This window comes from Funiculus sociatus GB2-C1 (assembly GCF_039962115.1).
Lineage (GTDB): Bacteria > Cyanobacteriota > Cyanobacteriia > Cyanobacteriales > FACHB-T130 > Funiculus > Funiculus sociatus.
The window spans coordinates 65042-77179 of the sequence record NZ_JAMPKJ010000004.1; the positions used below are offsets into that span (position 1 = coordinate 65042).

Genomic DNA, 12138 nt, shown 5'->3' on the forward strand with positions numbered 1-12138 from the left:
TCACTTTAACCGCCGCCACACACCAATCGCGATCGCTACGACAAGCGTCAACAAAGCGATCGCGATTGGTGTATGCAGGTCAGCGCTACTCCCGCCTTCTTTATATGGCAAGCTATTCTGGGCAACCTGCTGCGTTGTCTGTTGACTAATTTTTGGCACCCCTGCCCCAGCTGCCACGGTGACGGTAAACTTCAGCTCAAACGGTTTAAAATCTGCCCCAGATGCTGGTGTTCCACTCAGTTGCAACTGATAAGCCCCTGGCGATGGGAAGACAACAGAAGCACCAGGAATCCCTTGATAACCCTCAGCTGAAATGGCTTTTAGTGGTGGTGAAAGTAACGGCGTTGTCTGTTGGGTGCGGGGTTGCGAGTATACGGACAATTTGCAATTACACTCTTGCAAAGGGATGACTTGACCGCCTTTGCGGGTAAGCGCCACCCAAGCTAGAGATGGTTCGCCAGCTTTGGGGTTGTCGTTGGGTTCGATGTGGAGAGTACCGCCCACATCTTCTGCTATCTGTACTTTATGGGCAGATGCGGGTGTAATCAGCAAGGTTAGGAGTATTAGTGTTTCCGCAATTGTTGGCAACAACCTTTGATTTCCGCTGGGAATGCCTACTGTGAGTTGCCTCAATTCGTGGGCTTTGTTAGCTATTGTAGGTGCCTCCAGAATTCGTTCCCAGTCTGGGACGGGGAACGAGGAAGCGAGACTTTTATCGGGATTGGCTAGGGGGGACATATAATTTTTCTAGAGATAAAAGTAACCAAATCCCACGGTAGCGCAGCAGCAAAACCAAGAGCGTCACAACTCCCAGTAGCACTGTCAGTAGTTTGTTGCTCCAAATTTGTTCCATTCCGCCAAGGTAATGAGAACCAATTAGCACTGCATGAACTGCACACAGGAGAAAAGCTGGAAGGCTTAACAGATGAATTTGTCGCCAGCGTTTCCCTAAAAGCTTCTGCATCCGGTCAAAACTGGTGAGTGCAGCCGGAGTCATCAATACTAAAGCTACTGCTCCTGCACTCATTCCCAGTTGATGGGTCGGCAACATAAAAGGTATTGCCTGAAAATTCCAGTTCAGAGTATGCTCTAGCATATGTGCCGTATGAGTCAAAGCCAGCACGTATGCGCCTACTCCCAAGACACGACGATAACGTAATGGGGCGCTAAAGAAGCGGCTGATGGGGCGCGCAATCAGCGCTAAGATTAAACACAGCAAAGCCGCGTGTCCAGTGTAATCTACCATTGTGTCGCCAGTTCGCAGCAGCGCGATCGCTCCAATGGTCAGTGTCACCCAACCGCCCAACCGAAACAACTGACTGCGTTTATCAGCACTGACTCGGTTGGCAAAAACGCCAACACCGAGCATTATTGGCAGCGTTCCCAGTCCAAACGCCAACATGGTTGTCGCACCTTGAACAAGATTTCCGGTTTCAGCTGCCTTGATTTGGGCAGCATAGAGGAAACCGCAGGGAATTAAACCCCAGACCAGTCCTAATAAAGCTGGTGTCAAAAAGTTGGATTTCAGCGACAGCTTCATCATCGCCGCACTGAGTCGATTGTGCAAGCCGCCTTCTTTGAGCGGGTGTAACACTGGCAGACGTGGCAGGAAATCTGGTTTTATTTGCACTAAGCCAAACCAAATCAGCATGATTCCGGTGAAAATAGCGATCGCTCTTCGCAAGTCACTCCCAATTCCCGCCAGCTGTCCCCCAGCAATTAGCATCGAACCCATACCGCCTAGCAACGCACCTGTCAAGGCATAACTTGCAATTCGTCCCAAGTTCAGCAAGATGTGAAAATAAAATTGTTGTCGCCAGTCAGCAGGAGTCTGTTGCTGATGTCCAAGGGAAAACGCCACGGTAAGAGGGCCACACATTCCCGCGCAGTGACCAAAACTCCCAAGGAATCCCAAAGCCATGATTAGCAACAAATCCAGCATTTTTTAATTATTAGTCCTTAGTCCGAACGGGCGGGACACCTGTGAATTCCCAATTCTCAGCAGTCAGTCTCCCTCAGTCGTTATTGTAGGACTGGAAAGGGGACGGTGATAAAGGAATGGTAATTTAAGGTACAAAAAATGAGGAAATGGATATTTTCGGTGGTTTTGGCGCTGTTAGCGATCGCAGTAGTATTAAGTAGCAGCAAATTTTTCCAGCCGCGTCCGGAGCCAGTAACTAAAAGCTCCGTGGAGAACATTACCGAACCGCCGACTCGTTTCAACGTGGCGGTAGCATCTGAAGAACCAGTCAACGCTCCTGATGTAGACTCAAAGCGACTAATGGCGCACGTTCAGGCGTTGAACTATAAGCGGTATACACAACAAGAACGCGATCGCGCCAAAAATTACCTCACCCAATCCCTGCAAAAACTGGGATGGTCGCCAAATCTACAACAATTCGAGGGCGGTGTCAACATCCTTGCAACTCGCCAAGGCACCGATAAACAAGCCGGAACAATTATCGTAGCCGCCCACTACGATAGCGTTCCCGCCTCTCCTGGTGCCGATGACAACGCCAGCGGAGTTGCCGTAGTTCTGGAACTGGCGCGTCTTTTCGCCTCCCGTCCCACGCCCCGCACCTTGCAGCTAGTCTTCTTTGACCAGGAGGAGGCAGGACTCCGGGGAAGTATTGCCTTTACCACAAATAAAGCAAATTTGCAAAACCTGCACGGTGTCATCGTCATGGACATGGTAGGTTACGCTTGCTACACCGCAGGTTGTCAAAAATACCCGCCTGGATTACCTGTCACCCCGCCGACCGACAAAGGCGACTTCCTGGCGGTAGTTGGCGATATAGAACACTTGCCATTATTAAATGTCTTTCAAAAACCGGGTAAACCTGGTTTGCCAACCGTTGTGACGTTGCCAATTCCCCTGAAAGGAATGCTGACACCTGACGTTTTACGCAGCGATCATGCGCCATTCTGGTATCAGGGAGTAGGCGCGGTACTCGTCACCGATACGGCAAATCTGCGTACACCCCACTACCACCAACCCAGCGATACCCCAGAAAATCTCGATCGCTCGTTTTTCCAAGGAGCCGCCCAGATTGTGATAAATACGACCACAGCGCTGCTGGAAAGCCGAGAACTTTTAAAGTCACCTCCATCAACCACTCCATAGTTAGTGAAGAAAGCAGCAATTGGCATTTCCTGATGCCGACTCTATTAAGGACTGTGCCTCTATAAGAATATAAATTTTGCGAAATTTATATTCTTATATCCAAAACCAGCTAATCCAAAGATTCAGTACATAAACTAACCTATAATCATCTATCTAAAGGTTGAAGAAAACCACAAACCTCCATAAAAGCTTAGCCGGGTAGAACTTATGAGTCAGTTGAGCGTGGAAAATATGGGTGTTGATGAACTTGTCAGACTATATGCAGCCGGACAAAGAAATTTTCATCGCGCAAAGTTGGTTGGGGTAGACTTGAGAGGCTTAAACCTGCGTGGAGTAGATTTAAGTGGAGCCAACCTAATTGCGGCAAACTTGGCTGGAGCTGATTTGAGCGAGGCAAACCTAAGTCAAGCAAACCTGACTTTGACAGATATGAGTCGGGCGCACCTGAATCACGCAAACCTGTGCGATGCACACTTGAGGGCTACAAATCTGAGCCGAGCCAACTTGACTGGAGCCGACTTGCGTGGAGCAACTCTCAGCCGTGTAGACCTGAATGGTGCAAATTTAACTGGGGTGCAAATGCCTGATAGGAGGCTTGTAACGTTCTCCCCCGCTAGTTAGCTATGACGAGGTGATTATTTTCCGGCTGTATTTCCGAGTCTAAGCTGAGCGCAGAGATTGGGAAAGCCAATGGCGCTGTTGTAACTGGTACATATGGTTAAACAGCTGCCAGCAATATTGTTCTGGGAGTCCGCAGGTTAAGGCACCGCGCAGAACGACGTTGAAGTACCAGTCGTTGGGCGCGAGTTCTTCTGTTAATTTGTTGACGACGACGTAAGTACGGACACTTGTGTAAATCTTCCCCCGACAAGAAACATTTACCATTTCCTGACGGTAGCCGCCTTGGGGTACTTCTTCTCGTTCATCTAAGCGATCGCTTAATCTCCAGGGTAATCTATACAATACCCCTTCCACTGAGGCTGATGAATCTTTCACCATATCGAGTACGCCACAGTCTCGAAGAGCTGAACGACGATAAAAGCCTAGTCTATACCCCTTGAGTGTTGCATTACCAACCACATAAACATGGGTATTCTCGCCCAGCGTCCGCTTCAAATCCACTGGACACATACAAGAGCCATAGGCAAAGTAGTAAAACTCAGGCTCGGCTTTGCTTCTAGCAATTTCCAGAGAAGCTTGTGTCGGTAAATCTTGTAAGTGTTCAGGCTGAACGCTCATGAATTGCCTTCAAATGCTACTTGTTGTCTATTGACTAGGCATTCTAGCAAAGTTACTCATGAAATACAACATATCCCGATAGGAAAACCGTAGATTAAGGTGAGGATTGGGGGCTGGGGACTGGGGATTGGGGAAGAGGGAGGCGGTGATGGTAGTTGATATCAAATCCGGTTGATTGCCCATAATCTAAAGAACCCTAAGGGAGCCACAGCCGCAGGCTGTGGCTCCCCTCCAGGCTTTTCGGGGAAGGGCTGGGGTGAGCTGAGTCTTAATTGTGGGTAATTACCGAATTTGATATGACTTGTCTCAGGTTTGGATTCTTTCCCAATCCCCAATCCCCAATCCCCAATCCCCAATCCCCAATCCCTAAGCTCTGATGATTTGGTTCCAACCTTGGATGACTTCCTGTAAAGGTTCAGGGAGACGGTCTTGTACCATATCCACATAGCGGGTTGTACCTTGCTTGCTGGAGATGGTGACGGTGATATAGTCAGCAGCACCTTGGGAAGCAGGGTAACTGAGTTGGTTGAACTTCGCTAATTGCGCCTGGTTGAGTATCTGTTGAAACTGTTGCAGTTCGCGGCGAGAAATTTGGTATTTTTGTTCCGCAGAGGTAGCGCCATTGGAGCTAACCTGTTGGCGAATCATCCGCCCATCATTAAACAGAATAGTTTGATAGGTGCGACCAGTTATGCCGCCACTAGAGATGGTGCGAAAGAGTACATCTTTCCCCAAAGACGGTGGTAGTTCGCTTGTAGGAATCTTTGTTGGATTGATGGTGTTAGCATTGCCTATCTGACTAGCAGCTCTATTCAACCGGACGGTAGTAGCATTTTCATTAGCGTGATAAACCAAGATTTGTTGACCTGCTTCTACAGTTACCTGCCAACCGCGTATTAGGATTCTAGGACAAGCTACATTGCGATCGCCCAAACCTAGACAACCATCCCAATTCTTTTGTTCAGCCTTGAGGACGCGCAGTTGGGAAACTGTCAACCTGGTTTGTCGGGAAGCCCTCTGCAACACAGCATCTTTAACCGGGTTTGGCAAACTAGCTGTCTGATCTAGCTTGACGATAGAACCAGTGGAATTAGTACGATAAACCCAGCGTTGTTGATTGGCTTCTACAATCACTTGCCAACCTTCTACAGTTGCTTGAGAACAGAGAATGTTAGGCTCATATAGACCTAGACAGCCATCAGACCATGTTTTCTTGTCAGCCTGGATGATACGGACTTGATCGGTTGTCAAATTTAACCGCTTGGCTGCGTCCTGTTTTACAGGGGTAACAACGGATTGGGGTAAATTTCCAGGTAAGTTTGTGACAGGATTGGAGTTTTCTTGGCGAACAGTTGTTCCGGTGTTATCGGTGCGATAAACCCAAGTTTTACTACCGTCAGTCACAACAACGCGCCAACCTGGGACTATAACTGCGGCACATAATTCAGCGGCAGTGCCAAGTCCCAAACAGCCATCTGTCCACTTCTGGCGACTAGACTCTTTAATGCTGAATTTTTGAACATTAATGCCAGTTTGACGCGACAAATCTAAAAGGACAGCATTGGCGACGCGGGGGGGTAAGCGATCGCTTTGTTGCTGCTTGAGAAAAGCTTCCCCGCCAGATAAGCTTTGGGCGACCCTAACATCTTTCACTTTGACGAGTTTAGCGCTAGACTCAGAAAGTGCTGCTGGAGCAGCAAAAGCTGCTTGCAACAGCGTCATACTAGCACCCAAGGACAAAATGCCAGTTAGCACCACGGCAAGTGTTTGACTTCTGGTTACTGGTATGGAGTGATTTTGGAAAATGCGTTTCATCAGAACCTCAAAAATTTTCTAATTCCATTGGAGAGCGCACTAATTGAAACGAGCGGCACTCCAAGGGTTATTTGTTGCGTGTAGCAGACAATAGGCTAGACGCTACTATCCTGCTAGTTGGTTCCAGGCTTGGCAGTAATAGCTTGCTTATGGAGAATTAAGAAATATGACTTTGCTAGTAGTCGCTACGGGAAATCCAGGCAAGCTGCGGGAGATGCAGACATATCTAGCTGGATTGGACTGGGAATTGACGCTGAAGCCGGATGAATTAGAGATTGAGGAGACAGGTGATACCTTCATGGCTAATGCTTGCCTGAAGGCTTCCCAGGTGGCACTCGCCACTGGGGTATGGGCGATCGCAGATGATTCTGGTTTGGAAGTGGATGCCTTAGATGGCGCACCGGGTATCTATTCGGCTCGTTACGGAAAAACTGACCCAGAGCGAATTGAACGCTTGCTCAACGAGTTAGGTAATGAACTGAATCGGGAAGCTCAATTTGCGTGCGCGATCGCCATTGCTCGTCCTGATGGTGCGATAGCGATCTCTACCGAGGGGGTTTGTCGGGGCGAAATCCTCCACTCCCCTCGCGGTACTGGTGGTTTCGGCTACGATCCGATTTTCTTCGTCCCACAAGAGCAAATGACCTTTGCAGAAATGTCCCCAGATTTGAAGCGTCAGTGGAGTCATCGGGGACAAGCCTTTAAAATTTTGTTACCCCAGCTTCAAGATATTAAATTTTAGATTTTGCGGAGGCGAAGCAGTTTCCCCGCCTCCGATGATTTTAAATTCAAGAACAATCTAAAATCACGCGATATTTTGGGAAGAACGGGAGGTTGGGGAAGAACCAGTAATGGTTCAACTCCCTCATCAATCTCCCCAAAAATCGCTTCAAAATCTAAAATCCAAAATCGTTAAACTGCTTCCAGATTCTTTTCTCCCGTGCGAATCCGGATCACTTGTTCAACCGGGCTGACAAAAATCTTACCATCGCCAATTTCACCGGTTCGGGCGGCGGCGATGATTTTTTCAATTACCATATCAACCTGGGAATCCTCAACAACGATCTCAACTTTGAGTTTTTGCAGAAACTCAACCGTGTACTCAGAACCGCGATAGCGTTCAGTCATTCCTTTCTGCCGTCCAAATCCTCGGACTTCAGAAACCGTCATTCCCACAATCCCTGCATTGACCAGCGAGATTTTAACTTCGTCGAGTTTGAATGGCCGGATAATCGCTTCTACTTTTTTCAAGCTCTTTACTCCTCAGTTTGTTGTGATTTTCGTGTATCTGTACAACCAATTTGTACAACCAAAAGTATCAGTGTGCGGCGGCTATTTTTTATCACTGCTCAAACAAAGATTTTGTATTCTATGATACATATGTTTGGGAGCGATTGTTCTGAGAAACAATCGTGCTGTAACGGCTGCTTTGCCGCGAAGCGATCGCTCTGACTGTAGTAGTATTTCGGCACAGCGCTTTTTTAACCTGTTAATCCCCAACCCCCATGACTCAGGAGCTAATATATCGGGTTAAAAAGAGCAATGTTCCTTTAGCCTCAATGCACACTTTATCAAAACAGGTAGATCCTTCTCAATGTCTGTCCATTACAAGCTAAAGGGTGAATTGGCGATGCAAGCTTAACGACTATTATTATTTAGAAGCGGGCGCACAATCAAAAAGCCCGTACCAAACGCCGTCGCCACGATGAGAAAGATGACCAGCAATAACCACCACCCACTAACATCTGGGGAACGTTCTGGTGGGGTTGGGCGACGATACCTACCTTCTTCGTGTTCTATAACCAAGTTTTCAGGAAAGGCGGATGAGATTGGTTCAGGTTTGGGAGGAGGTAAGACTTCCACGGATCTCTCCACCCCAGCAGGACGAGGAGGACGCGGTTGCGAACGCCGCTTAGGTGATTTTTCGTCTCTAGTCCGAACTTCCGGTTCGACTAGAGGCGGAATGAAATCAACTCGGTTCCCGGTAGAAAGGGAATCTACTACCTGTTGGGCGTGCAAAGAAACTTGGGCAACTTTTTCTATTTCTTGTCGCAGTTGTTGATTCTCTTGGGCTAACTGCTGATTTTGGGTATTCAGCGAGTCTAGCATCGCTTGTGCTGCTTGCAACTCAGCAGAGAGTTCCTTGTAAACTGAAATTGGCACAGACGGGCGATAGGCTGTGGATGGATGGGAGGACTGCTCTGGGAAATGAGCAGTTTGCATGGGCGATCTGGTAGTAGGATTGGACATTATTGGTTTAGCCTAAGTTCTGTAAGGCAACAATAGTGTAAAATTGCGCGACTCTGACAGCCATTTTTTAACAAATTTGCTCTAGTTACAACCACACAAGCCTGTAAATTTAGAAATTTTAGATTGTCAACCCGAAAGTGTCTAGACTCAGGGTGTATTTCCTTGCAGGAGGGGAAAAAAGTGTCCTACGGGGCCCTGACCTTGACCAATGGCTAAAGAGTATCTTAATGCAGTGGTGACGTAATCTTTGGCTTTTTGTACCGCAGATAAGCGATCGCACCCTAGAGCTAGATTAGCAGCGATCGCAGCTGCCAGAGTGCAACCCGTCCCATGAGTATTGCTGGTATCCACCACCGCCGTTTTCAAAGTTTCCAATTTGTGACCATCAAACCAGACATCAACGCCGCGTAAATTTCCCTGCATTCCTCCTCCCTTGACCAATACAGCCTTTGCTCCCAGCTGATGGATGCGTTGGGCAGCAGCCCGCATATCATCTAGAGTATGAAGCTGTAAACCGCTCAATAGTTGAGCTTCGTAGCGGTTCGGTGTCACAATCGTTGCCTTGGGGATCAAGACATTCTGTAAAGTTGCCACAGCCTCATCGTTAATCAACACAGCGCCCGTGCGCGATACCATTACCGGATCTACCACTAAATTATTAAGTTTCATAACTTCCACCTGCTGCGCCACAGCCGCGATAATTTCCGCTGTGAGCAACATTCCCGTTTTCACTGCTTGCACGCCGATATCCGTCACCACCGCCTCAATCTGAGCGACAACCGCATCTACAGGTAGAGCATCAACCCGCGTCACCAAGACCGTATTCTGAGCCGTCACGCAAGTTATAGCACTGGTGCCATGAACGCAGTGAAAGGCAAACGTTCGTAAATCAGCTTGAATACCCGCACCGCCGCCACTATCGGAACCAGCGATGGTAAGAGCAACAGGAACGCTTGATTTGTCTGTAACACTCATATTAGAAATTGGTAATTGGTAAAAAGGTAATTGGGGGAATCAAGTACATCGTAAGTAGTATTCATTACCTGTTACCTATTACTTGTTACCTCATATTGCGATTAAATTGACCCGATTCCGCCTTAAAAATATAGATTGTACAAATAGCTAAACCTACAGCGCTCTTGGCAGTGTCCAAGAATGTCGCATCCTGCTAATAAATTTCCCACCAATTATTAAAAATTAAAAATTAAAGATTAAAAATTTTTGATTTTTAATGCTTTATTTTTAATTTTTAATTCTTCTAACGTTGTGGTGGACGGCGTCTGCGGAGAAAGTCTGGAATATCCAATCCAGAGCCAGCTTCTGGCCTAGGCTCATAAGTAGGCGTGGGTGGAGGAACTGGTGTTGGTGCCACTGGGCGCTGCGGTTGTCTGGGAGTGCGCGTTTCTCTCGCTGCTGGTGTGGACTGAACTTCTCCACTAAATCCCGTAGCAATAACGGTAATTCTCACCTCGCCTTGCAGCCTGTCATCAATCACAGCTCCAAAGATGATGTTAGCGTTGGGATCGACAACCTCATAGATTGTTTCCGCTGCGGCGTTCACCTCGTGTAGCGTCAAGTCGCTGCCGCCTGTAATGTTAAATACTACACCTCTAGCTCCTTCAATCGAGGACTCTAGCAAGGGGGAAGAAATTGCGGCAACTGCGGCTTCTCTGGCTCTTGATTTCCCAGAGCCAACACCGATTCCCATCATCGCCGATCCCGCATCTGCCATCACTGCGCGCACATCGGCAAAGTCAACATTTACCAGGCCGGGGATAGTAATAATATCAGATATCCCCTGCACACCCTGGCGCAGAATGTCATCTGCCATTAGGAAGGCTTCTTGTACTGGCGTTTGTTCTTGAATTACCGACAACAACTTATTGTTGGGGATCACGATTAGGGTGTCCACCCGACTTTGCAAAGCGGCAATGCCTTCATCTGCCTGAGAAGTGCGGCGGCGTCCCTCGAAGGTGAAAGGACGAGTGACAACACCCACCGTCAATGCTCCCATTTCTTTAGCCACTTCCGCGACAACGGGGGCAGCGCCAGTACCCGTACCGCCGCCCATACCAGCGGTGATGAACACCAAATCGGTGTTTTCTAGGGCATGAGCGATTTCGTCCCGCGATTCTTCTGCTGCCTTTTGCCCGATGGCAGGATTGCCGCCAGCACCCAAACCTCGTGTCAATTTTTGTCCCATTTGCAAGCGTCTGGGGGCTAACGAGTGCGATAGTGACTGGGCATCTGTATTGATTGACCAAAACTCAACGCCACTTACATCACTGGCGATCATGCGATTAACCGCATTGCCTCCACCCCCACCAACACCAATCACTTTAATTTTGGCGACGCTACCTGGCACGATGTTGTCACTCCTGGTTTCTTCCTTGGGTGTCTTGCTGGCATCGTGTTGACCTAAATGTAACCCAGCGTTGTTAAACGGGTTGGCGTTGTCCACGGAGAGTGGACGAAGAGCGTTTCCTGTGGTATGTGAGCTTTGATTGTCAAGCCCTGGTTTACTATTGAGCGTCATTGCAAATAGGAAGGGTCAATAAACAGCTTTTTCAGTTTAGGGAAGCGATATGAGTCAACTATAGGGTAAGTTGACCCTTAAAACCAACGAGTGTCATAGGTGCATTGACGTTCCTAAAGAGGTCTGGCGGCAACTGTCTGAAGGATGATGCTGTTCTTAAAATGCAGTATAAAGAATTAATTAATTTCGGGGGACGACTTCTGGCTTAAGCATGAGTTAGTTGCACCTATGATTTTAAGGGTTGTTGGTTGTCACGGGGGCGGTGACTTTTTTCATTTGAATGGCTGGAGAATCTGGGTTTTTCAGGTCGATATAGGCAATTTGGCTAGTGGAAAGATGGGCTGGCAAATCGCGCATTCGATCGAGGACAGCCAGCTGATAGGCAAATCGGGAACTATAAGAACCAAAATGTACCATTCCTTGCTCAGTACGAAGAATTAAATTGGCTGGTTGTTGCCAATTTATCTCAAAAACCTTGACTGGGGAGCGGCTTACTGCATGGTAAAGTGCTGACCAATAGGGGCGATATTCATCTCTATAGCCAATGATTTTTAAGGTGGGTAAGGGAATAGTTGGCTTTAGTCCGGCGTAGCTTTCTAAGGGCATCCAGACACCATCTTCGTCCAACAAACCAGCTGATAAGGGCTGGGGCGGTGATCCCGCACGAGGTGTTGTTTTGGTTGGGGAAGAAGTGCGGGCTAAAAGAGCGATCGCTACCGGATGTCTCTCTTTAACTTGTACAGTCAAACTGGGGGGAAACAGTTGCCGGGTAACGGTGGCTTGTTCTATGGCTGGCTGCAATTCCAACTTTTCGGCAATAATTTCCGGTTGCAGGCGCAGCAAATACTGCGGGTAGGAAAGCGACAGTAGCGACTGAATCGCTTGTTTTGAGAGAATTTTATTGCCTTCAATCTCAATTTGATCTGGTTTTAGGATCACCCAGGCTGGTAAAGTCGTTACCCAAACTAAACCGCCAGCCAATCCAGCGATGAATAGACTTCGCCAAACCGCCTGAAAAGATTTCATCCGTCGTTGGCGACGTAACTTTTGCCGTCTTTGGGTCAATTCTGTCTGAGATACTGATGCGATGCTTGTCATCCTAACTTCTCAATCGGAGTTTTTGGTGCGCCAGACGTACTGCACTCAACAAAAAAAAGTTCTGTTTGGGGAGTTA

The 12138-nt window shown here is 48.0% G+C and carries 12 protein-coding genes; 3 read left to right on the top strand and 9 right to left on the bottom strand.

Translation table 11 applies throughout. From position 1 onward, the window contains the following. Positions 1-738, bottom strand: a complete 738-nt coding sequence (locus tag NDI42_RS03445) for a hypothetical protein (RefSeq protein ID WP_199310952.1) — start codon at positions 736-738, stop codon at positions 1-3. Next, the gene (locus NDI42_RS03450; protein WP_190451351.1) at positions 713-1942 is read right to left on the bottom strand and encodes an urease accessory protein UreH domain-containing protein; all 1230 of its coding nucleotides are present in this window, start codon (positions 1940-1942) and stop codon (positions 713-715) included. The genes NDI42_RS03445 and NDI42_RS03450 overlap by 26 nt, the downstream gene beginning before the upstream one ends. Before the next feature lie 138 nt (positions 1943-2080). On the opposite strand from NDI42_RS03450, the gene NDI42_RS03455 reads away from it, so the two are divergent. Together NDI42_RS03455 and NDI42_RS03460 are read left to right on the top strand one after the other, a co-directional pair. Then, on the top strand, positions 2081-3124 hold the full coding sequence (locus NDI42_RS03455) for a M28 family peptidase (RefSeq protein WP_190451352.1): 1044 nt from the start codon (positions 2081-2083) through the stop codon (positions 3122-3124). 207 nt (positions 3125-3331) lie between these two features. Then, complete coding sequence (locus NDI42_RS03460) at positions 3332-3745, top strand: pentapeptide repeat-containing protein (protein WP_190451353.1); 414 nt, start codon at positions 3332-3334, stop codon at positions 3743-3745. A 39-nt stretch (positions 3746-3784) separates the two neighbouring features. Here NDI42_RS03460 and NDI42_RS03465 read toward each other — a convergent pair whose 3' ends face one another. Together NDI42_RS03465 and NDI42_RS03470 are read right to left on the bottom strand one after the other, a co-directional pair. Continuing rightward, positions 3785-4363, bottom strand: coding sequence for a gamma-glutamylcyclotransferase family protein (locus tag NDI42_RS03465; protein WP_190451356.1), 579 nt, complete (start codon positions 4361-4363; stop codon positions 3785-3787). 366 nt (positions 4364-4729) lie between these two features. After that, positions 4730-6178, bottom strand: coding sequence for a DUF8738 domain-containing protein (locus NDI42_RS03470; protein WP_190451358.1), 1449 nt, complete (start codon positions 6176-6178; stop codon positions 4730-4732). Between the two features lie 166 nt (positions 6179-6344). Here NDI42_RS03470 and rdgB point away from each other — a divergent pair, with 166 nt between their 5' ends. Next, on the top strand, positions 6345-6920 hold the full coding sequence (gene rdgB / locus NDI42_RS03475) for an RdgB/HAM1 family non-canonical purine NTP pyrophosphatase (protein WP_190451360.1): 576 nt from the start codon (positions 6345-6347) through the stop codon (positions 6918-6920). A 170-nt stretch (positions 6921-7090) separates the two neighbouring features. Here rdgB and NDI42_RS03480 read toward each other — a convergent pair whose 3' ends face one another. From NDI42_RS03480 to NDI42_RS03500, 5 genes are all read right to left on the bottom strand, one after another. Then, on the bottom strand, positions 7091-7429 hold the full coding sequence (locus NDI42_RS03480) for a P-II family nitrogen regulator (RefSeq protein ID WP_190427070.1): 339 nt from the start codon (positions 7427-7429) through the stop codon (positions 7091-7093). A 387-nt stretch (positions 7430-7816) separates the two neighbouring features. Continuing rightward, positions 7817-8428 (bottom strand): FtsB/FtsL family cell division protein, encoded by a 612-nt coding sequence (locus NDI42_RS03485; RefSeq protein ID WP_199310953.1) that lies wholly within the window; start codon positions 8426-8428, stop codon positions 7817-7819. A gap of 147 nt (positions 8429-8575) precedes the next feature. Then, a complete protein-coding gene (thiD, locus tag NDI42_RS03490; protein ID WP_190451362.1) occupies positions 8576-9403 on the bottom strand; it encodes a bifunctional hydroxymethylpyrimidine kinase/phosphomethylpyrimidine kinase in 828 nt (275 codons plus the stop codon). Between the two features lie 283 nt (positions 9404-9686). After that, entirely contained in the window at positions 9687-10964 is a 1278-nt protein-coding gene (gene ftsZ, locus NDI42_RS03495) for a cell division protein FtsZ (RefSeq protein ID WP_190427064.1), read from the bottom strand. Between the two features lie 234 nt (positions 10965-11198). Next, complete coding sequence (locus NDI42_RS03500) at positions 11199-12062, bottom strand: cell division protein FtsQ/DivIB (protein ID WP_190451364.1); 864 nt, start codon at positions 12060-12062, stop codon at positions 11199-11201. Between the last annotated feature and the right edge of the window lie 76 nt (positions 12063-12138).

What these genes read in the sequence shown, in the direction of transcription:
- NDI42_RS03445 (WP_199310952.1), bottom strand. Translation starts at nt 738, where the DNA reads ATGTCCCCCCTAGCCAATCCCGATAAAAGTCTCGCTTCCTCGTTCCCC.
- NDI42_RS03450 (WP_190451351.1), bottom strand. Translation starts at nt 1,942, where the DNA reads ATGCTGGATTTGTTGCTAATCATGGCTTTGGGATTCCTTGGGAGTTTT.
- NDI42_RS03455 (WP_190451352.1), top strand. Translation starts at nt 2,081, where the DNA reads ATGAGGAAATGGATATTTTCGGTGGTTTTGGCGCTGTTAGCGATCGCA.
- NDI42_RS03460 (WP_190451353.1), top strand. Translation starts at nt 3,332, where the DNA reads ATGAGTCAGTTGAGCGTGGAAAATATGGGTGTTGATGAACTTGTCAGA.
- NDI42_RS03465 (WP_190451356.1), bottom strand. Translation starts at nt 4,363, where the DNA reads ATGAGCGTTCAGCCTGAACACTTACAAGATTTACCGACACAAGCTTCT.
- NDI42_RS03470 (WP_190451358.1), bottom strand. Translation starts at nt 6,178, where the DNA reads ATGAAACGCATTTTCCAAAATCACTCCATACCAGTAACCAGAAGTCAA.
- rdgB (WP_190451360.1), top strand. Translation starts at nt 6,345, where the DNA reads ATGACTTTGCTAGTAGTCGCTACGGGAAATCCAGGCAAGCTGCGGGAG.
- NDI42_RS03485 (WP_199310953.1), bottom strand. Translation starts at nt 8,428, where the DNA reads ATGTCCAATCCTACTACCAGATCGCCCATGCAAACTGCTCATTTCCCA.
- thiD (WP_190451362.1), bottom strand. Translation starts at nt 9,403, where the DNA reads ATGAGTGTTACAGACAAATCAAGCGTTCCTGTTGCTCTTACCATCGCT.
- ftsZ (WP_190427064.1), bottom strand. Translation starts at nt 10,964, where the DNA reads ATGACGCTCAATAGTAAACCAGGGCTTGACAATCAAAGCTCACATACC.
- NDI42_RS03500 (WP_190451364.1), bottom strand. Translation starts at nt 12,062, where the DNA reads ATGACAAGCATCGCATCAGTATCTCAGACAGAATTGACCCAAAGACGG.